This is a genomic window from Halomonas sp. E19, from assembly GCF_052439355.1.
GTDB lineage: Bacteria > Pseudomonadota > Gammaproteobacteria > Pseudomonadales > Halomonadaceae > Halomonas.
The window spans coordinates 1-21,515 of sequence record NZ_JBNFWU010000001.1 but is presented as its reverse complement, the minus strand read 5'-3'; the positions used below and the strand labels follow the sequence as shown (position 1 = coordinate 21,515).

Annotated in this window: 7 protein-coding genes, 6 tRNA genes, 3 rRNA genes and 5 pseudogenes; all 21 read right to left on the bottom strand. The window is 60.6% G+C overall.

Features of this window, described 5'->3' with window-relative positions; all coding sequences use genetic code 11:
* Nucleotides 1-44: 44 nt before the first annotated feature.
* Nucleotides 45-515 carry a 30S ribosomal protein S7 gene (gene rpsG, locus ACUDAL_RS00105; RefSeq protein WP_010626463.1) on the bottom strand — a complete coding sequence of 157 codons (471 nt, stop codon included), beginning with the start codon at nucleotides 513-515 and terminating at the stop codon, nucleotides 45-47.
* Between the two features lie 123 nt (nucleotides 516-638).
* Complete coding sequence (gene rpsL / locus ACUDAL_RS00100; RefSeq protein ID WP_444676686.1) at nucleotides 639-1,013, bottom strand: 30S ribosomal protein S12; 375 nt, start codon at nucleotides 1,011-1,013, stop codon at nucleotides 639-641.
* A gap of 139 nt (nucleotides 1,014-1,152) precedes the next feature.
* Nucleotides 1,153-5,371, bottom strand: a pseudogene (gene rpoC, locus ACUDAL_RS00095) (DNA-directed RNA polymerase subunit beta').
* A gap of 11 nt (nucleotides 5,372-5,382) precedes the next feature.
* Complete coding sequence (gene rpoB / locus ACUDAL_RS00090) at nucleotides 5,383-9,459, bottom strand: DNA-directed RNA polymerase subunit beta (RefSeq protein WP_444676685.1); 4,077 nt, start codon at nucleotides 9,457-9,459, stop codon at nucleotides 5,383-5,385.
* Between the two features lie 229 nt (nucleotides 9,460-9,688).
* The gene (rplL, locus tag ACUDAL_RS00085; RefSeq protein WP_444676684.1) at nucleotides 9,689-10,057 is read right to left on the bottom strand and encodes a 50S ribosomal protein L7/L12; all 369 of its coding nucleotides are present in this window, start codon (nucleotides 10,055-10,057) and stop codon (nucleotides 9,689-9,691) included.
* A gap of 87 nt (nucleotides 10,058-10,144) precedes the next feature.
* Complete coding sequence (gene rplJ, locus ACUDAL_RS00080; protein WP_444679255.1) at nucleotides 10,145-10,648, bottom strand: 50S ribosomal protein L10; 504 nt, start codon at nucleotides 10,646-10,648, stop codon at nucleotides 10,145-10,147.
* Nucleotides 10,649-10,912: 264 nt separating this feature from the next.
* A complete protein-coding gene (gene rplA / locus ACUDAL_RS00075) occupies nucleotides 10,913-11,605 on the bottom strand; it encodes a 50S ribosomal protein L1 (RefSeq protein ID WP_444676683.1) in 693 nt (230 codons plus the stop codon).
* 2 nt (nucleotides 11,606-11,607) lie between these two features.
* A pseudogene (gene rplK, locus ACUDAL_RS00070) lies at nucleotides 11,608-12,038 on the bottom strand (50S ribosomal protein L11).
* A gap of 90 nt (nucleotides 12,039-12,128) precedes the next feature.
* Nucleotides 12,129-12,662 (bottom strand): transcription termination/antitermination protein NusG, encoded by a 534-nt coding sequence (gene nusG / locus ACUDAL_RS00065; protein ID WP_444676682.1) that lies wholly within the window; start codon nucleotides 12,660-12,662, stop codon nucleotides 12,129-12,131.
* 8 nt (nucleotides 12,663-12,670) lie between these two features.
* Nucleotides 12,671-13,038: pseudogene (secE, locus tag ACUDAL_RS00060) on the bottom strand (preprotein translocase subunit SecE).
* Nucleotides 13,039-13,111: 73 nt separating this feature from the next.
* Nucleotides 13,112-13,187: transfer RNA gene (locus ACUDAL_RS00055), tRNA-Trp, on the bottom strand.
* Nucleotides 13,188-13,331: 144 nt separating this feature from the next.
* A tRNA-Thr gene (locus tag ACUDAL_RS00050) sits at nucleotides 13,332-13,406 on the bottom strand.
* A 36-nt stretch (nucleotides 13,407-13,442) separates the two neighbouring features.
* Nucleotides 13,443-13,516 (bottom strand) — tRNA-Gly (locus tag ACUDAL_RS00045).
* Nucleotides 13,517-13,563: 47 nt separating this feature from the next.
* Nucleotides 13,564-13,647, bottom strand: a tRNA-Tyr gene (locus ACUDAL_RS00040).
* A gap of 116 nt (nucleotides 13,648-13,763) precedes the next feature.
* Nucleotides 13,764-14,602, bottom strand: a pseudogene (locus tag ACUDAL_RS00035) (type III pantothenate kinase).
* A gap of 78 nt (nucleotides 14,603-14,680) precedes the next feature.
* Nucleotides 14,681-15,502, bottom strand: a pseudogene (locus ACUDAL_RS00030) (biotin--[acetyl-CoA-carboxylase] ligase); the annotation flags it as partial.
* A gap of 309 nt (nucleotides 15,503-15,811) precedes the next feature.
* A 5S ribosomal RNA gene (gene rrf / locus ACUDAL_RS00025) occupies nucleotides 15,812-15,927 on the bottom strand.
* 81 nt (nucleotides 15,928-16,008) lie between these two features.
* Nucleotides 16,009-18,896: ribosomal RNA gene (locus ACUDAL_RS00020) — 23S ribosomal RNA — on the bottom strand.
* A gap of 197 nt (nucleotides 18,897-19,093) precedes the next feature.
* Nucleotides 19,094-19,169 (bottom strand) — tRNA-Ala (locus tag ACUDAL_RS00015).
* Nucleotides 19,170-19,286: 117 nt separating this feature from the next.
* Nucleotides 19,287-19,363, bottom strand: a tRNA-Ile gene (locus tag ACUDAL_RS00010).
* Nucleotides 19,364-19,456: 93 nt separating this feature from the next.
* A 16S ribosomal RNA gene (locus ACUDAL_RS00005) occupies nucleotides 19,457-20,997 on the bottom strand.
* The 16S, 23S and 5S rRNA genes sit together here with 2 tRNA genes alongside, the layout of an rRNA operon.
* Between the last annotated feature and the right edge of the window lie 518 nt (nucleotides 20,998-21,515).

The following is a 21,515-nucleotide window of genomic DNA, read 5'->3' as shown; positions in this document are numbered from 1 at the left end:
GTGGAACTCCCCGTTGGTTGGCGATGCGTTTAGAAGCGCTGCGCTTAGAAACGGTAGTGCGAGAACGCCTTGTTGGCTTCCGCCATGCGATGCACGTCTTCACGCTTCTTCACCGCTGAGCCCTTGCCTTCCGCGGCATCGAGCATTTCGCCGGCGAGGCGCTGCACCATGGTCTTCTCACCACGCTTGCGCGCCGCATCCACCAGCCAGCGCATGGCCAACGCCTGGCGACGCGACGGACGAACTTCTACCGGCACCTGATAGGTTGCACCACCGACGCGGCGGGACTTGACCTCGACCATCGGCTGGATGGCTTCCAGCGCGCGATCGAAAATCTCCAGCGGCTCTTCCTTGCTACGCTCGGCAACCGTGTCCAGCGCACCATAGACGATGCGCTCAGCTGTGGACTTCTTGCCGCTGACCATCAGGTGGTTCATGAACTTGGCCAAACGCTCACTTCCGAACTTGGGATCCGGCAGGATCTCGCGCTTGGCAACAACTCTTCTTCTAGGCATGACAAGCCCTCTAGCGAAGGGTCTTTCAGGCAAACCCGGAACTCCCGCACGCTCGTAACGAACCCGCGACGCCCGACCTTACTCTTATCAGACCGAATTGATTCTGTTACGTACCGAGGCCTATTAGGACTTCGGACGCTTGGTACCGTACTTGGAACGGGCCTGCTTGCGGTTCTGCACGCCGGAGGTATCCAGGGCGCCGCGCACGGTGTGGTAACGCACACCCGGCAAGTCCTTGACACGACCGCCGCGGATCAGCACGACAGAGTGTTCCTGAAGGTTGTGGCCTTCACCACCGATATAGGACGACACTTCGAACCCGTTGGTCAGGCGCACGCGGCAGACCTTACGCAGGGCCGAGTTCGGCTTCTTCGGGGTGGTAGTGTAGACGCGGGTACAGACACCGCGCTTCTGCGGACAGGCCTGCAGCGCCGGCACGTCGCTCTTGGCGACGGGGCGCTTGCGCGGCTTGCGCACGAGCTGATTGATCGTTGCCATGTTGTGTAGCTGACTCCAATGGTTGCCTTGCCTTTCCAGCGGACGCGGGCGCACCCACCCCACTGTTAAAGGCTGCGCATTCTAAGGGTTAGCAGGCAAGACGTCAAGCGGGGAACCCCGCCTGACGTCCGCCGACCTGCTACAGTTCGTCGTCGTCCGAATCGAGTGCGGTGAGCTGGGCACCCAGCTCCTGCTCGACGTCGAAGGCCGACGGGTGGAGCAGACGCTCGGTGTCGTCCCGCTTGCGGCGGCGCTCCTGATGGTGAGCCAGACCCGTACCCGCCGGGATCAGGCGACCCACCACCACGTTCTCCTTCAGGCCGCGCAGGTAGTCGCGCTTGCCGGTCACCGCTGCCTCGGTCAGCACCCGCGTGGTCTCCTGGAAGGAGGCCGCGGAGATAAACGACTCGGTGGCCAGGCTGGCCTTGGTGATACCCAGCAGCACACGCTGGTACTTAGCTGGGAACTTGTCGGCCTGGGTCAACCGCGCATTCTGCTCCAGCACCCGGACCAGTTCGACCTGGTCGCCCGGGATAAAGTCGGAGTCGCCGGCGTCGGTGATCTCCACCTTGCGCAGCATCTGACGCACGATCACCTCGATGTGCTTGTCGTTGATACCTACGCCCTGCAGACGGTAGACCTCCTGGATCTCGGCGGTGATGTATTTGGCCAGCTCCGCCACGCCCAACAGACGCAGGATGTCGTGCGGGTTGCTCGGGCCGTCCGAGATCACCTCGCCTTTCTCGACGCTCTCCCCTCAAAGACGGCGATCTGGCGCCACTTGGGAATCAGCATCTCGAACGGGTCGCTGTTGTCGTCCGGCGTGATCGTCAGGCGACGCTTGCCCTTGGTCTCCTTGCCGAAGCTGACCGTACCGCTGATGTCGGCGAGGATGGCCGGCTCCTTCGGCTTACGCGCCTCGAACAAATCGGCCACACGCGGCAGACCCCCGGTGATGTCCTTGGTACCGGACGCCTCCACCGGGATACGCGCGACGATCTCGCCGACGCCGATCTGCGAGCCATCATCCACCGAGACGATGGCGTTGCCCGGCAGCAGGTACTGCACCGGCGTATTGGAACCTGCCACGCTGACCGGCTCACCGCTTTCGTCAGTGAGCAGAATCATCGGGCGCTTGTCACGGCCCGCCTGGGGACGCGCCGCCGACTCGATCACCTCGATGGAGGAGAGACCGGTCATCTCGTCCACGCTGCGGTGGATCGTGACCCCTTCGTCCATGTCGACGTACTGCACCTTACCCGCCGCCTCGGCGATGATCGGGTGGGTGTGCGGGTCCCACTTCGCCACGGCCTGGCCGGCATCCACCGCCTCGCCGTCCTTGACCGACAGCTCGGCACCGTAGGGAAGCTTGTAATACTCGCGCTCGCGGCCATGCTCGTCGGCCACCGCCAGGGCGCTGGAGCGGGACACCACCACCAGCTTGCCGTCGGCGCGCTCCACAAACTTCATGTTGTGCAGGCGGACTTTACCACCGTGCTTGACCTGCACGCTGTCCACTGCCGAAGCACGTGAAGCGGCACCACCGATGTGGAAGGTCCGCATGGTCAGCTGGGTACCCGGCTCACCGATCGACTGGGCGGCAATAACGCCCACGGCCTCGCCGATGTTGACCTGATGCCCGCGAGCCAGGTCGCGGCCATAACAGGACGAACAGACGCCGTGGGTCGATTCACAGGTGATGGCGCTGCGCACCACGATCTCGTCGACGCCCATGGTATCGAGGCGCTCGCACCAGGCCTCGTCGAGCAGGGTGCCCTTCTCGATCAGCACCTCGTCGGTGGCCGGATCGATGACATCCTGCGCCACCACGCGGCCCAGCACGCGCTGGGCCAGCGAGACGATGATGTCGCCACCCTCGATGACCGGGTGCAGGGTGAGGCCCTGCTCGGTACCGCAGTCGATCTCGGTAATCACCATGTCCTGAGCCACATCGACCAGACGACGGGTCAGGTAACCGGAGTTGGCGGTCTTGAGAGCGGTATCCGCCAGACCCTTCCGGGCGCCGTGGGTCGAGATGAAGTACTGCAGTACGTTCAGGCCCTCGCGGAAGTTGGCCACGATCGGCGTCTCGATGATTGAGCCGTCGGGCTTGGCCATCAGGCCGCGCATCCCCGCCAACTGGCGAATCTGGGCGGCGCTACCCCGGGCGCCGGAGTCGGCCATGATGAACACGCTGTTGAACGAGTCCTGCTCCACCTCGTTGCCGTCGCGGTCGACCACGGTCTCCTTGGAGATGCCCGCCATCATCGCCTTGGCCACCTTGTCGTTGGCCTTGGACCAGATGTCGATGACCTTGTTGTACTTCTCGCCCGCGGTGACGAGGCCGGAGGAGAACTGGTCCTCGATCTCCTTGACCTCGGCCTCGGCGGCTTCGACGATCTCGCTCTTCTCATCGGGAATGACGAAGTCGTTGACGCCGATAGACGCGCCCGACCAGGTCGCCATGCGAAAGCCGGTGTACATCAGCTGGTCGGCAAAGATGACCGTCGGCTTGAGGCCGGCACGGCGATAGACCTCGTTGAGCAGTCTGGAGATCGCCTTCTTCTTCATCGGCTGATCGACCAGCTCGAAGGGCACGCCGTCGGGCAGGATGCGGAACAGCAGCGCACGGCCCACGGTGGTGTCGTAGAGGGTGCGCGCGGTGCTCTGCTCGCCGCTCTCCTCGTCGATCAGAATCTCAGTCAGGCGCACCTTGACGCGGGCATGCAGCGACACATTCTGGGTACCGAAGGCGCGCTCCACCTCATTGAGGTCGGAGAACACCATGCCCTCGCCCTTGGCGTTGATCTTCTCGCGGGTCATGTAGTACAGACCCAGAACGACGTCCTGCGACGGCACGATGATCGGGTCACCGTTGGCCGGCGACAGCACGTTGTTGGTGGCCATCATCAGTGCCCGCGCCTCGAGCTGGGCTTCCAGCGTCAGCGGCACGTGGACCGCCATCTGGTCACCGTCGAAGTCGGCGTTGTAGGCGGCACACACCAGCGGGTGCAGTTGGATCGCCTTGCCTTCGATCAGCAGCGGCTCGAAGGCCTGGATGCCGAGGCGGTGCAGGGTCGGCGCACGGTTGAGCAGCACCGGATGCTCGCGAATGACGTCGGCGAGGATGTCCCACACCTCGGGCAGCTCGCGCTCGACCATCTTCTTGGCCGCCTTGATGGTGGAGGCGTGGCCCAGCGACTGCAGCTTCGAGTAGATGAACGGCTTGAACAGCTCCAGCGCCATCTTCTTCGGCAGACCGCACTGGTGCAGGCGCAGGGTCGGGCCGACGGTGATGACCGAACGGCCGGAGTAGTCGACGCGCTTGCCCAGCAGGTTCTGGCGGAAGCGCCCTGCTTGCCCTTGATCATGTCGGCCAGCGACTTCAGCGGACGCTTGTTGGAGCCGGTGATGGCCCGGCCGCGACGGCCGTTGTCGAGCAGCGCATCCACCGCCTCCTGCAGCATGCGCTTCTCGTTGCGCACAATGATGTCCGGCGCATTGAGGTCGAGCAGCCGCTTCAGTCGGTTGTTGCGGTTGATCACCCGACGGTACAGATCGTTGAGGTCGGAGGTGGCAAAGCGGCCGCCGTCCAGCGGCACCAGCGGACGCAGGTCCGGCGGCAGCACCGGCAGCACTTCCATGACCATCCACGCCGGGTCGTTGCCGGAGTTGAGGAAGGCCTCGAGCAGCTTGAGCCGCTTGGAGAGCTTCTTGATCTTGGTCTCGGAGTTGGTCTGCGGGATCTCCTCGCGCAGGCGGTCGACCTCCTCGGCGAGGTCGATGTCCTTGAGCAGCGCCTGGATCGCCTCGGCGCCCATGCGGGCGTCGAAGTCGTCACCGAACTCCTCGAGGGCCTCGAAGTACTGCTCGTCGTTGAGCAGCTGGCCGCGCTCCAAGGTGGTCATACCCGGATCGATGACCACGAAGCTCTCGAAATAGAGCACCCGCTCGATGTCGCGCAGGGTCATGTCGAGGAACATGCCGATACGCGACGGCAGCGACTTGAGGAACCAGATGTGTGCCACCGGCGAGGCCAGCTCGATGTGGCCCATGCGCTCGCGGCGCACGGCGGCCTTGGTCACCTCGACGCCGCACTTTTCGCAGATGATGCCGCGGTGCTTCATGCGCTTGTACTTGCCGCACAGGCACTCGTAGTCCTTCACCGGACCGAAGATCTTGGCGCAGAACAGGCCATCCCGCTCCGGCTTGAAGGTGCGGTAGTTGATGGTCTCGGGCTTCTTGACCTCACCATAGGACCAGGAGCGGATCATGTCCGGCGAGGCGAGCGAGATCTTGATCGCATCGAACTCTTCGGACTGTGACTGCGACTTGAGGACTTTCACCAAATCTTTCATGGAGTCGGCTCCTAGCTCTCTAACTCGATATCGATGCCCAGCGAACGGATTTCCTTCACCAGTACGTTGAAGGACTCCGGCATGCCGGCATGCATGGTGTGGTCGCCGTCGACAATGCTCTTGTACATCTTGGTGCGACCTTCCACGTCGTCGGACTTCACCGTGAGCATCTCCTGGAGGGTGTAGGCGGCACCGTAGGCTTCCAGTGCCCACACCTCCATCTCACCGAAGCGCTGGCCGCCGAACTGCGCCTTGCCGCCCAGCGGCTGCTGGGTGACGAGCGAATAGGAGCCAGTGGAACGGGCGTGCATCTTGTCGTCTACCAGGTGGTTGAGCTTGAGCATGTACATGTAGCCCACCGTCACCGAGCGGTCGAAGGCATCGCCGGTACGCCCGTCATACAGGGCCATCTGTCCGGAATCCGGCAGGTCGGCCAGGCGCAGCAGTTGCTTGATCTCGCCTTCCGCGGCACCGTCGAATACCGGCGAGGCCATCGGCACGCCGCCACGCAGGTTCTTGGCCAGTGCGATGATCTCCTCGTCGGTGAGCGAGTCGAGATCTTCGATCCGCGTACCTTCGGTGGTGTTGTAGACCTGGCCGAGGAACTCCCGCAGCTGGGCGATCTGCTGCTCGCGCGCCTCGCGCAGCATGGCATCGATCTTCTGGCCCAGGCCCCAGGCCGCCAGGCCCAGGTGGGTCTCGAGGATCTGACCGACGTTCATGCGCGACGGTACGCCCAGCGGGTTGAGGACGATATCCACCGGCTCACCCTTGCCATCGAAGGGCATGTCCTCGACCGGCATGATGGCGGAGATGACCCCCTTGTTACCGTGACGACCGGCCATCTTGTCACCCGGCTGGATGCGCCGCTTGACCGCCAGGTAGACCTTGACGATCTTGAGCACGCCCGGCGCCAGGTCGTCGCCCTGGGTCAGCTTGCGCTTCTTGTCCTCGAAGCGCTCTTCCATCTCCTTGCGGCGATTCTCCAACTGCTCGTCGGCCTGAGCCAGCAGCTCGTTGAGCGACTCGTCCTGAAGACGCAGCTTGAACCACTGCTGGCGCGGCAGTTCCTCGAGGTAGCTATCGGAGAGCACGTCGCCCTTCTTCAGCTTGGGCCCACCGTTGACCGGCTCGCCGGACAAGGTGCGTTTGAGGCGCTCGAAGGTGGCTTCCTCGGCGATGCGGTAGGTCTCCTGCAGGTCCTTGCGGACCTCGTCGAGCTGCATCTGTTCGATAGCCAGCGCCCGCGAGTCCTTCTCCACGCCGTCGCGGGTGAACACCTGCACGTCGATGACGGTGCCGCGCATCCCGGTGGGCGCACGCAGCGAGGTGTCCTTCACGTCGGAGGCCTTCTCGCCGAAGATCGCCCGCAGCAGCTTCTCTTCCGGGGTCAGCTGGGTCTCGCCCTTAGGCGTGACCTTGCCGACCAGGATATCGCCCGGCCCGACATCGGCACCGATGTAGACCACGCCGGCCTCGTCGAGCTTGGCCAGCGCGGACTCGCCGACGTTGGGAATATCGGAGGTGATCTCCTCCGGCCCCAGCTTGGTGTCGCGGGAAACGCAGGTCAGCTCCTGGATGTGGATGGTGGTGAAGCGATCCTCCTGCACCACGCGCTCCGAAAGCAGGATCGAGTCCTCGAAGTTATAGCCGTTCCAGGGCATGAAGGCGATGCGCATGTTCTGGCCAAGCGCCAGGTCGCCCATGTCGACGGAGGGACCGTCGGCCAGGATGTCACCACGCGCCACGACGTCACCAGGCCGCACGATCGGACGCTGGTTCATGCAGGTGTTCTGGTTGGAACGCACGTACTTGGTGAGGTTGTAGATGTCGACGCCGGCCTCGCCGCCGATGATCTCGTCCTCGTTGATGCGTACCACGATGCGCTTGGCGTCGACCGAGTCGATCACACCGCCACGCCGGGCCACGGCGCAGACGCCGGAGTCACGGGCGACGAAGCGCTCCATGCCGGTACCCACCAGCGGCTTCTCGGCGCGCAGGGTCGGTACCGCCTGACGCTGCATGTTCGAGCCCATCAGTGCGCGGTTGGCGTCGTCGTGCTCGAGGAACGGAATCAGCGCCGCGGCCACGGAGACGACCTGCCGCGGTGACACGTCCATCAGGGTCACCTGCTCGGGGCGCATGAAGGTGGTCTCGCCCTTGTGGCGTACCTGCACCAGGTCGTCGACCAGCTTGTTGGTCTCGTCCACGGTCGCCGAGGCCTGGGCGATGATGTAGTCGCCCTCCTCGATGGCCGAGAGATGCACCACCTCGTCGGTGAGCTGGCGATCCACCACCTTGCGGTACGGCGTCTCGAGGAAACCGTAGCTGTTGGTGTGGCTGTAGGTGGCCAGCGAGTTGATCAGACCGATGTTCGGACCTTCCGGGGTCTCGATCGGACACAGGCGGCCATAGTGAGTAGCGTGAACGTCACGCACCTCGAAGCCGGCCCGCTCACGAGTCAGGCCGCCCGGACCAAGCGCGGAGACACGGCGCTTGTGGGTGACCTCGGAGAGCGGGTTGTTCTGGTCCATGAACTGCGACAGCTGGCTGGAACCGAAGAACTCCTTGACCGCCGCGGCCACGGGCTTGGCGTTGATCAGGTCCTGCGGCATCAGGCCTTCGCTCTCGGCCATGGAGAGACGCTCCTTGACCGCACGCTCGACGCGCACCAGGCCAACACGGAACTGGTTTTCGGCCATCTCGCCGACGCAGCGGATGCGACGGTTGCCCAGGTGATCGATATCGTCGACTTCACCGAAGCCGTTACGGATGTAGATCAGCTCCTTGAGCACGTCGAGAATGTCGCGGTTGTCGAGCACGCCGGAGCCGGTGTCAGACTCGCGGCGCAGACGACGGTTGAACTTCATGCGACCAACGCCGGAGAGGTCGTAGCGGTCTTCGGTGAAGAACAGGTTGTGGAACAGCGTCTCGGCAGCTTCCTTGGTGGGCGGCTCGCCGGGGCGCATCATACGATAGATTTCCACCAGCGCCTCGAGCTGCGAGCTGGTGGTATCCAGGCGCAGGGTCTCGGAGACGAACGGACCGCAGTCCAGGTCATTGGTGTAAAGCGTCTCGACCTTGGTGATACCGGCCTGACCGATTTTTTCGAGCAGTTCGGGGGTGATGGCGGTGTTGCAGGGGCAGATCAGCTCGCCAGTGCTGGCATCGACCTGGTCCTTGGCCAGGGTCTTGCCGAACAGGTAGTCCATCGGCACCTCGAGGCGCTCGAGGCCGGCCTTCTCCAGCTGGCGGATATGCTTCTGGGTGATACGGCGCCCCTCCTCAACGATCAGGCTGCCGTCGGCATCCTTGATGTCGAAGGTGGCGGTCTCGCCGCGCAGGCGAGAAGGCACCAGCTCCACGGAAAAGCCGCGTTTCTCGATGTGGAAGGTGCTGGTGTCGAAGAATTCGTCGAGGATCTCCTCGGCGCTCATGCCCAGCGCACGCAGCAATACCGTGGCCGGCAGCTTGCGGCGACGGTCGATACGCACGAAGACGTTGTCCTTGGGATCGAACTCGAAGTCGAGCCAGGAACCACGATAGGGAATCACGCGGGCGGAATAGAGCAGCTTGCCAGAGGAGTGGCTCTTGCCCTTGTCATGATCGAAGAACACACCCGGCGAACGGTGCAGCTGGGAGACGATGACCCGCTCGGTGCCGTTGACCACGAAGGTACCGTTCTCGGTCATCAGGGATTTCCCCATGTAGACTTCCTGCTCCTTGATGTCCTTGATGGCCTTGTTCGAGGAGTCGCGATCGTAGATGATCAAGCGAACCTTGACCCGCAGGGGCGCCGAATAGGTGACGCCGCGCAGCTGGCACTCCTTGACATCGAACGCCGGGGTGCCGAAACGGTAGCTAACGTATTCGAGCGCGGCGTTGCCGGAGAAGCTCTCGATCGGGAACACGGACTTGAACGCCGCATGCAGGCCGACCTCGAGACGCTCCTCGGGTGAGCGGTCCTGCTGGAGGAAGTCGTAATAGGAATCAAGCTGGATCGCCAGCAGGTAGGGCACATCCATCACTTGGGGCAGTTTGCCGAAATCCTTGCGGATGCGTTTTTTCTCAGTGTATGAGTAAGCCATCTGTATTCCCCAGCTTGTTCACCATGGGTGACCGATGCGTGGTCGGCGCCACCCGACGGGTCGCCCCGTCAGGCGCTGACGGCAAGCTCCACAGGGGAAGCTCGCCGTCGGGATTCTTCTAGCGTCGCTGCGTCAGCAAGGCGCTAGTGCAACAGAAAAGGCCGGCAGCGGGAGGGCCCGCCACCAGCCGTGGAAGCTTACGCAGCGCGCAAAGCCATGGGCACAAGAGTTACTTGAGCTCCACGGTAGCGCCAGCTTCTTCCAGCTTCTTCTTGGCCGCTTCGGCGTCGTCCTTGGACATGGCTTCCTTCAGGGTTGCCGGAGCGCCGTCGACGGCTGCCTTGGCTTCCTTCAGGCCCAGGCCGGTGATCTCGCGCACCGCCTTGATCACGTTAACCTTCTTGTCGCCAGCGCTGGCCAGCACCAGGTCGAACTCGGTCTGCTCTTCAGCGACTTCGCCAGCGGCAGCCGGGCCGGCCACAACGGCAGCAGCGGCAGAAACGCCGAACTTCTCTTCCATCGCTTCGATCAGCTCGACGACTTCCATGACGGACATGTCGGCGACGGCGTTGATGATGTCTTCTTTGGTCAGTGCCATTTCGATATTCCTAACTTTGCGGGAGCCTCGGCGCACCGAGCGCTCGGATTCAGTGTTCGACTAAGGCTGCAGAAAGGGGTTCGCCGATTAGGCGGCGGCTTCCTGCTTCTGGTCGCGCAGGGCGGCCAGGGTGCGAACCAGCTTGCCGGCGGATGCTTCTTTCATGACGGACATCAGCTTGGCGATGGCTTCGTCATAGGTCGGCAGTGTCGCCAGACGGTCGATGTCGCCAGCCGGGATCAGCTCGCCTTCGTAGGCCAGCGCCTTGACTTCGAAGTTCTTCTCGTCCTTGGCAAAATCCTTGAACAGACGGGCAGCAGCGCCCGGATGCTCAACGGAGAAAGCCAGCAGAGAAGGACCAACGAAGCTCTCGTTCAGACACTCCCACTGAGTGCCGGAGAGGGCGCGACGCGCCAGGGTGTTGCGAACAACACGCAGCTGGACGCCATTCTCACGGGCCTGCTTGCGCAGGGCGGTCATCTTCTCGACCGTCACGCCACGAGAATCGGCAACGACGACGGAGAGAGCGCTCTTGGCGGCTTCACTGACCTCGGCAACAATCGCCTTCTTGCCTTCGAGTGCTAGTGGCACAGTGATCACTCCTTCGTGCCGGAACCATGCAAGGCAGGCTCCGGGGGTTACCATCTCTTCCTCCCGATGCCTTGGCGGGCGCGGGGAAGTCCTGGGTGATGGTGCTCACCAGCTAGCTGGCGGCCACACCATCTGCGCAGGCTCCCCGAGGGGTATTAAGCCGCCCACTCGAAAGAGGGCGGCGCCTGCGGTCTTTGACGGCGCCCGATGCCTTTCACAGCACCGGGGACCGCAAAGTTATTGCTCTTGACTCGACCTAACTCGTCAGACCAGCGCGGAGTGGTCGACGGTCAGCCCGGGGCCCATGGTGGTGGACAGGGTGACCTTCTTGAAATAGATGCCCTTGGAGGTGCTCGGCTTCAGACGCTTGAGGTCTGAAATCAGCGCTTCCAGGTTGCCACGGATGGCATCGGCCTCGAAATCGACCTTGCCCAGGGTGGTATGGATGATACCGTTCTTGTCAGTACGGAAGCGCACCTGACCCGCCTTGGCGTTTTTCACCGCAGTGGCGACGTCGGGCGTCACGGTACCGACCTTGGGGTTCGGCATCAGTCCACGCGGACCGAGGATCTGGCCGAGCTGGCCGACCACGCGCATGGCGTCCGGCGAGGCGATCACAACGTCGAAGTCGAGCTGGCCTTTCTTGACCTGCTCGGCCAGATCGTCCATGCCGACGATGTCGGCACCGGCTTCCTTGGCAGCGTCGGCGCTGGCACCCTGAGTGAACACGGCGACGCGGACGTCCTTGCCAGTTCCGTTGGGCATCACGGTGGCGCCACGCACCACCTGGTCGGATTTACGCGGATCGACGCCCAGATTGATGGCGACGTCCAGCGACTCCTTGAACTTGACAGTAGAGAGTTCGGCGAGCAGGGCCACGGCCTCTTCCAGGCTGTACGCCTTGGTAGCGTCAACCTTCTCGCGAATCATCTGCGCGCGCTTGGACAGCTTGGCCATGATCAGAGACCCTCCACGTTGAGGCCCATGCTACGGGCAGTACCAGCAACGGTGCGCACCGCGGCGTCGAGGTCGGCAGCCGTCAGGTCCGGCTCCTTGGTCTTGGCGATCTCTTCGAGCTGCTCACGGGTCACGGTACCGACCTTCTTCTTGTTCGGCTCACCGGAGCCGGACTTGATGCCAGCCGCCTTCTTCAGCAGGACGGCCGCAGGGGGCGTCTTGGTGATGAAGGTGAAACTGCGGTCGGAATAAACGGTGATGACCACGGGAGTCGGCAGACCCGGCTCCATGTCCTGAGTCGCGGCATTGAATGCCTTACAGAACTCCATGATGTTCACACCATGCTGACCCAGCGCCGGGCCAACGGGGGACTCGGGTTGGCCTTACCAGCTGCCACCTGCAGCTTGATGTAAGCCTGTACTTTCTTGGCCATGATTCACTCCAGTTGGGTAATAACGCCTTGCGGCTCCCTGATCAAACGGCCGCCTGACGGCGGCCTCGATATGCAGCAGGACGCGAAGACTTACTCTTTCTCGACCTGCGCGAATTCCAGCTCTACCGGCGTTGAGCGCCCGAAGATCAATACGCTGACCTGCAAGCGACTCTTGTCGTAGTTGACCTCTTCCACGACGCCATTGAAATCGGCAAAAGGACCGTCGACGACACGCACTGACTGCCCAGGCTCGAACATGGTCTTGGGCCGCGGCTTGTCGCTGCCATCCTTTACGCGGCGCAAGATTGCATCAGCCTCGCGCTGGGTGATGGGCGCCGGCTTTTCCTTGGTACCACCGATGAAGCCCATCACACGCGGCGTCTCGTTGACCAGATGCCAGGTCGCATCATCCATTTCCATCTCGACCAGCACATAGCCGGGATAGAACTTGCGTTCGCTCTTGCGGCGCTTGCCATCGCGCATTTCGACGACTTCTTCCGTGGGCACCAAGATCTCGCCGAAGCGATCCTCCATGCCATATAGCTTCACGCGCTCCTTGAGGGAGCGCATGACATGTTTCTCAAAACCTGAATAGGCGTGCACGACGTACCAACGCTTGGACATGAAGACTCCTAACCGATGACGCCGGACATCGCCCAGCTAAGAAGGGTGTCGATCAGCCACAGCATCAGCCCCACCACCAACACGGCAACAAGCACGATGGCGGTGGTCTGCACGGTTTCGGGACGGGTCGGCCACACTACGCGCTGGATCTCTTTCTTGGAGCTCTTCGCCAGCTCGGCGAGATCTCGCCCCTGGCAGTGGTCAGCGCGATCACGCCAGCCAGAACACAAAGCACCACGACACCCAGCACGCGATAAAGAAGAGCCTGATCGGCAAAGTAGGTGTTTCCCACCACCGCTACGACCAGCAGAGTGACGACCACCGCCCACTTGAGCCCGTCGTGGCGCGACTCTTGCACCTCGGCGTTATGTTTCATGAAAACGAGACTCCTCAAGGCGCGGCAATCGAACTTGCGCAACTGCGGAAAAAGATGCCAACCTGAGGGAGGTTGGCAGGCCAGGAGGGAATCGAACCCCCAACCTGCGGTTTTGGAGACCGCTGCTCTGCCAATTGAGCTACTGGCCTGAACTTGCCGCCACACACTACTATCTGTGCATGCGCGACAGCGGGCGTCATGATAGCGAAGAGCTCGCCTACTGACAACCCCCTTCTGCAACTTGCTGCCAGAAGGGCAAGAAAAAGGCGAGCCTTGGCCCGCCTTTCGCTATATGGAGCTCATGGACGGATTTGAACCGTCGACCTCACCCTTACCAAGGGTGTGCTCTACCCCTGAGCTACATGAGCACAAACACATGATACCTAGGCCTTCGCCGCGATATCTGGAGCGGGCAGCGGGAATCGAACCCGCACCATCAGCTTGGAAGGCTGAGGTTCTACCATTGAACTATGCCCGCCTACCCACTCTTGCTGCCCCGCCCAGTATACTGGGCCTGGCGAAATCTGGTGGAGGGGGAAGGATTCGAACCTTCGAAGCTTTCGCGGCAGATTTACAGTCTGCTCCCTTTGGCCACTCGGGAACCCCTCCAACTGGCGACCAATTTTACCGCCCTCTTCAGCCTTGTCAAGCCCTTATTTTTCATGGACTTGCCTTTAGCTTGCTCCACATGACGATTGCTTGCCTGCGGAACGCGCTGCATTATTTCAAAGCAGCATGGAGAATGCAAGGCCAGCACGTATTTTTTCCAGGCTCGGAGGCTGCGGCACCTGGGGCGCACCCGACATTCTTCCCGCTCGTTCGGCCGCCGTCAGCGGAAAGCAGGCCTCAAGCCCCCGTAGACCATGTCAGGCCACACGGCATGAGGGCAATGGACTCCGCGCGCGACAACCCGCGCATCACCTCCGGTCAACAGCATGGGCAGGGCGATGCCCTCACGGTCGCAGACTTCGCTGTAGATCCTGTTCACGGCGCTGACCGCTGCCAGATAGATACCGTGATTGACCGCCTCCACGGTGCGCCTGCCGGGCAAAAGCAGCTCCTCGGCCTCACTATCAGGGTCGATCGCCACATTGCGGGTGCCGAGTTTAAGGCTCTCCTTCATTAGCCGCAGGCCAGGGAGAATGTATCCTCCCAAGTGCCGCCCGCCCGGCAGCACGAAATCAATGGTAATCGCACTGCCACAATCCACCGCACAGCACCCGCCGGCCAATTGATAGCCTGCCAGCACGCCCATCCAGCGATCGACACCCAGGCGGTGCGGCTCATCATACCCATTGACCACCCCCAGCGACTCAGGCGCAGAACGTGCAACATGCACATTGCTGACGCGGTGCTGGAGCAGAGCCACGGTCTGCTCCAGCACCGCTTCGCGTGCGACGCTTGAGATGCGCACTGCCTCCACGACATCCAGGTCCGGGATATCTGATCCGGGCTTCCACTCTTCCCGGGTCCAGACGGCACCACGCGAGCGTATCTCGCTACTGTCGGCATCCTTCAACCGCCATTTCGATAGCGTATTGCCGATATCCAGATCCAGGATCATGTACGTCCACGCACGCTGATCTCCCCCTGACAGGCGTTCACGCTGCTCGCCACGCCGAATCCATAGATTGCCCGCCTTATCCACCCCTTCTGCTGTTGCCACCAGCCGCTGCTGACCTCTTGTCACCTCGACCTCACAGCCCTGGTAGGCATGGCGTGCATTCCATTCCTCCTGCCAGGCAGCAAACCCGGCGTTCTCGTAACCGGCCAGCAGCGGCATCAATTCTCCGAGCAGCTCAGAGGCCAGTAGATTGCGCGATAGCGTTGGGGCCTGATCCTGCACGGCCGCGACACGCTGCTCGATCTGCTGACGGAAGCCTGGGGACAGGTCGAAGTTGATGCCCAGGCCCACCACAACCTCACAAGGGCCTGCCGCATCACCGCTGATCTCGATCAGGATGCCTGCTAACTTACCAAGCCCCCCCTCGTCGAGCAACACATCATTGGGCCACTTCAGCCGAGGCGCCACCCCATGCCGCTCCAACACGCGTGCCAAGGCCACACCAACCGCCAGGCTCAGGCCTTCCAGAGCTGCCACACCCGACTCGAAACGCCAGCCTATGGAAAGCATCAGGGCTCGGCCCCAAGGCGTCGTCCAGGAGCGACCACGACGCCCTCGCCCCGCACTCTGCTGCTCGACGAGACAGACCTCGCCGTGCCCAGCACCTTGAGCAAAGCGCTGCCGAATGAACTCATTGCTGGACGGTAGTGTTTCCTCGACGAATAGCCTGGTCACATGCTGCCTGCCCGAACGCGAGAGACCAGCAACAATAGCGTTGCCATTAAGCAGCTCCAGCGGCCTGGTCAAGCGATAGCCCTGCCCCTTGACGGCTTCGAGCGGAATATCGAGCGCCTCAAGTTTCTTCAACTGTTTCCAGACCGCAGTGCGGGATACGCCCATACGCTCTCCCAACTGCTCGCCGGAATGGAACTCACCGTCGCTCAGCAGTCGAATCAGATCGCCGATGGTCATGCCACTTGCCCCAACTGGGAAAGGAGTCATTCTAGCGGAACTGCCGCAGGCACGGAAACGCCTGAATCCGCTAAACAAAAAACCCCGAGCGCTTTTGCGCTCGGGCTTCGGGGTGTTGTGGTATCGGGAGAGTAGGCGCAGCCAAGCTGCCGACGCTGGCTCACCGCACGACCTGCTGTTTTTCATCACCCCCAAACGACGAAACCCCGACCAATTGGCCGGGGTTTCTGAAGAAGTGCCTGACGATGACCTACTCTCACATGGGAAGACCCCACACTACCATCGGCGCTGAGCGGTTTCACTGCTGAGTTCGGCATGGGATCAGGTGGTTCCCACTCGCTATGGTCGTCAGGCGAAAACGGTTGGAATCATGCTGACGCGATCGTCTCGTCGTATCCGTCAATGTGCGCGATGCGCAGACCCCTTGGGGTTATATGGTCAAGCCTCACGGGCCATTAGTATCGGTTAGCTCAACGCCTTGCAGCGCTTCCACACCCGACCTATCAACCAGCTGGTCTCGCTGGGCCCTTCAGGAGGCTCAAGGCCTCGGGGAGATCTCATCTTGAAGGGGCTTCCCGCTTAGATGCTTTCAGCGGTTATCCCGTCCGCACGTAGCTACCCGGCAATGCCACTGGCGTGACAACCGGAACACCAGAGGTGCGTCCACTCCGGTCCTCTCGTACTAGGAGCAGCTCTTCTCAAATCTCCAACGCCCACGGCAGATAGGGACCGAACTGTCTCACGACGTTCTAAACCCAGCTCGCGTACCACTTTAAATGGCGAACAGCCATACCCTTGGGACCGACTTCAGCCCCAGGATGTGATGAGCCGACATCGAGGTGCCAAACACCGCCGTCGATGTGAACTCTTGGGCGGTATCAGCCTGTTATCCCCGGAGTACCTTTTATCCGTTGAGCGATGGCCCTTCCATACAGAACCACCGGATCACTAGAACCTACTTTCGTATCTGCTCGACGTGTCTGTCTCGCAGTTAAGCACCCTTATGCTCTTGCACTCAACGCACGATTTCCGACCGTGCTGAGGGTACCTTCGTGCTCCTCCGTTACGCTTTGGGAGGAGACCGCCCCAGTCAAACTACCCACCACACACTGTCCTCGATCCGGATCACGGACCTGAGTTAGAACGCCAATGATGCCAGGCTGGTATTTCAAGGTTGGCTCCACCCGAACTGGCGTCCGGGTTTCCTAGCCTCCCAGCTATCCTACACAAGCAACATCAGCGTCCAGTGTGAAGCTATAGTAAAGGTTCACGGGGTCTTTCCGTCTAGCCGCGGGTACACAGCATCTTCACTGCGATTTCAATTTCACTGAGTCTCGGGTGGAGACAGCGTGGCCATCATTACGCCATTCGTGCAGGTCGGAACTTACCCGACAAGGAATTTCGCTACCTTAGGACCGTTATAGTTACGGCCGCCGTTTACCGGGGCTTCGATCAAGAGCTTCGCCCGAGGGCTAACACCATCACTTAACCTTCCGGCACCGGGCAGGCGTCACACCCTATACGTCCGCTTGCGCGTTTGCAGAGTGCTGTGTTTTTAATAAACAGTTGCAGCCACCTGGTATCTTCGACCGCTTCGTGCTCCGGCCGCGAGGGCCTTCACACTAGTGCGGCGTGCCTTCTCCCGAAGTTACGGCACCATTTTGCCTAGTTCCTTCACCCGAGTTCTCTCAAGCGCCTTGGTATTCTCTACCTGACCACCTGTGTCGGTTTGGGGTACGGTCCCATAGAGTCTGAAGCTTAGAGGCTTTTCCTGGAAGCGTGGCATCGATGACTTCGGCACCGTAGTGCCTTCGTCTCACCTCTCGGCCTTGGGATCCCGGATTTGCCTAAGATCCCAGCCTACTGGCTTTCACCAGGACAACCAACGCCTGGCCCACCTAGCCTTCTTCGTCCCCCCATCGCAACTCTATGAGGTACGGGAATATTAACCCGTTTCCCATCGACTACGCCTTTCGGCCTCGCCTTAGGGGCCGACTCACTCTGCTCCGATTAGCGTCGAACAGAAACCCTTGGTCTTCCGGCGGGGAGTTTTTCACTCCCCTTGTCGTTACTCATGTCAGCATTCGCACTCGTGATACCTCCAGCAGACTTCTCAATCCACCTTCATCGGCTTACACGACGCTCCTCTACCGCTCATCCAGAGGATGAACCCGTAGCTTCGGTACCTGGTTTAGCCCCGTTACATCTTCCGCGCAGGCCGACTCGACTAGTGAGCTATTACGCTTTCTTTAAAGGATGGCTGCTTCTAAGCCAACCTCCTAGCTGTCTGAGCCTTCCCACATCGTTTCCCACTTAACCAGGATTTCGGGACCTTAGCTGACGGTCTGGGTTGTTTCCCTTTTCACGACGGACGTTAGCACCCGCCGTGTGTCTCCCACGCTGCACTCACCGGTATTCGGAGTTTGCCTCGGGTTGGTAAGTCGGGATGACCCCCTAGCCGAAACAGTGCTCTACCCCCGGCGGTGATACGTGAGGCGCTACCTAAATAGCTTTCGAGGAGAACCAGCTATCTCCGAGCTTGATTAGCCTTTCACTCCGATCCACAAGTCATCCAAATCTTTTTCAACAGATCCTGGTTCGGTCCTCCAGTTGATGTTACTCAACCTTCAACCTGCTCATGGATAGATCGCCCGGTTTCGGGTCTATTTCCAGCGACTGGTCGCCCAGTTAAGACTCGGTTTCCCTACGCCTCCCCTATACGGTTAAGCTCGCCACTGAAAATAAGTCGCTGACCCATTATACAAAAGGTACGCGGTCACATGACTAGCATGCTCCCACTGCTTGTACGCATACGGTTTCAGGATCTATTTCACTCCCCTCTCCGGGGTTCTTTTCGCCTTTCCCTCACGGTACTGGTTCACTATCGGTCAGCCAGGAGTATTTAGCCTTGGAGGATGGTCCCCCCATATTCAGTCAAGGTTTCACGTGCCCCGACCTACTCGATTTCACGACACTCAGATTTCGGCTACGGGACTATCACCCGCTATGGTCAGGCTTCCCAGCCTGTTCGCCTATCAGTTGTGCCGCTTAAGGGCTAGTCCCCGTTCGCTCGCCGCTACTAGGGGAATCTCGGTTGATTTCTTTTCCTCGGGGTACTTAGATGTTTCAGTTCCCCCGGTTCGCCTCCCAACACCTATGGATTCAGTGTGGGATACCCAGCTTGTGCTGGGTGGGTTTCCCCATTCGGAAATGCCCGGGTCACAGGTTGTTTGCCACCTCACCGAGCCTTATCGCAGGCTACCGCGTCCTTCATCGCCTCTGGCTGCCAAGGCATCCACCGTATGCGCTTAATCGCTTGACCATATAACCCGAAGGGGTCTGGTCTGCGATCACGTACGACATTGCCGGATACGCTTGAGACGTATCTTCGTTTCCTTTCCTGTCGGAAAGGAACTGTCAGCATGATTCACATTGTTAAAGAGCAGACTGTTCAGAGAACAGTGGAAAGTCTATCGACTTGCCGCTGGTCTCTGCAGATAAAGACTGGCTTGGAGTAGATGGTGGAGCCAAGCGGGATCGAACCGCTGACCTCCTGCGTGCAAGGCAGGCGCTCTCCCAGCTGAGCTATGGCCCCACTGATTCCGACCTTCCCTCAAGGGGCGGTTCGGTTAATTTTATTCAGGTCAAGGCATTTCGGGGCGACGCATAGCTCGCTATGCGAGTCACGAAATAACGCAGGACTGGATAAAATTGGTGGGTCTGGGCAGATTTGAACTGCCGACCTCACCCTTATCAGGGGTGCGCTCTAACCAACTGAGCTACAGACCCGGCTAACCACTGGGTCGGCGACCCAAACAGTCTTTGCTCTGGCCGATCAGGTAATTCATTGTGAGCACTTGCCGCGAGGCGTGATACGTCGTTTAAGGAGGTGATCCAGCCGCAGGTTCCCCTACGGCTACCTTGTTACGACTTCACCCCAGTCATGAACCACACCGTGGTGATCGCCCTCCCGAAGGTTAGGCTAACCACTTCTGGTGCAGTCCACTCCCATGGTGTGACGGGCGGTGTGTACAAGGCCCGGGAACGTATTCACCGTGACATTCTGATTCACGATTACTAGCGATTCCGACTTCACGGAGTCGAGTTGCAGACTCCGATCCGGACTGAGATCAGCTTTCTGGGATTGGCTTGCTCTCGCGAGTTCGCAACCCTTTGTACTGACCATTGTAGCACGTGTGTAGCCCTACCCGTAAGGGCCATGATGACTTGACGTCGTCCCCACCTTCCTCCGGTTTGTCACCGGCAGTCTCCTTAGAGTTCCCGACTTTACTCGCTGGCAAATAAGGACAAGGGTTGCGCTCGTTACGGGACTTAACCCAACATTTCACAACACGAGCTGACGACAGCCATGCAGCACCTGTCTCTGCGTTCCCGAAGGCACCCCTTCGTCTCCGAAGGGTTCGCAGGATGTCAAGGGTAGGTAAGGTTCTTCGCGTTGCATCGAATTAAACCACATGCTCCACCGCTTGTGCGGGCCCCCGTCAATTCATTTGAGTTTTAACCTTGCGGCCGTACTCCCCAGGCGGTCGACTTATCGCGTTAACTGCGCCACAAAGTCCGCGAAGGACCCAACGGCTAGTCGACATCGTTTACGGCGTGGACTACCAGGGTATCTAATCCTGTTTGCTACCCACGCTTTCGCACCTCAGTGTCAGTGTCAGTCCAGAAGGCCGCCTTCGCCACTGGTATTCCTCCCGATCTCTACGCATTTCACCGCTACACCGGGAATTCTACCTTCCTCTCCTGCACTCTAGCCTGACAGTTCCGGATGCCGTTCCCAGGTTGAGCCCGGGGCTTTCACAACCGGCTTATCAAGCCACCTACGCGCGCTTTACGCCCAGTAATTCCGATTAACGCTCGCACCCTCCGTATTACCGCGGCTGCTGGCACGGAGTTAGCCGGTGCTTCTTCTGTGGGTGATGTCCTTCCTCGCGGATATTAGCCGCGAGGCTTTCTTCCCCACTGAAAGTGCTTTACAACCCGAGGGCCTTCTTCACACACGCGGCATGGCTGGATCAGGCTTGCGCCCATTGTCCAATATTCCCCACTGCTGCCTCCCGTAGGAGTTCGGGCCGTGTCTCAGTCCCGATGTGGCTGATCATCCTCTCAGACCAGCTACGGATCGTCGCCTTGGTGAGCCTTTACCTCACCAACTAGCTAATCCGACATAGGCTCATCCGATAGCGCAAGGTCCGAAGAGCCCCTGCTTTCTCCCGTAGGACGTATGCGGTATTAGCCTGGGTTTCCCCAGGTTATCCCCCACTATCGGGCAGATTCCTATGCATTACTCACCCGTCCGCCGCTCGCCACCAGGAAGCAAGCTTCCCGTGCTGCCGCTCGACTTGCATGTGTTAGGCCTGCCGCCAGCGTTCAATCTGAGCCATGATCAAACTCTTCAGTTTAAGATCAGTAGTCCGTTAAGCGGACCAAACTTGGCTCAAGGTTAAAGCTTCTCAAAAGACCCGAAGGTCTTGACGAGTCGCTTGCCTTGATAATGGTGTGACTTCTCACCACCTCATCGACAAGCGCCCACATGAATTACCTGATCGATTGTTAAAGAGCGGCTCCGGGCTCTATAGAGAGTGGAGCGCCTCGCTTGCTGTCGCGGCCGTCGATCCTGTGATCGAGGGGCCTCATCAGCGCCCTGCGAGGAAGGCGTATTCTACTCAAGTGCCGGAGTTTGTCAACTCTCTTCGTGGCCGTCACCGAGGTGACCCTGACCGCGAAGACCCGCCGGAGCAGGCGACCGCAAGACCGCTGCCGGACTTGCTTTCGAGTGGGGCGCATTCTACCGAATTCGCTGTGGGCGTCAAGGGCGATTTTTGCGAAGCGAATCGAAAAAATCAAAACGAGACAACCACTTACCACTCTTCCCACCGCTGATGACGTTGCCCGTCACCGGCAGCGGATGCGTACTTTA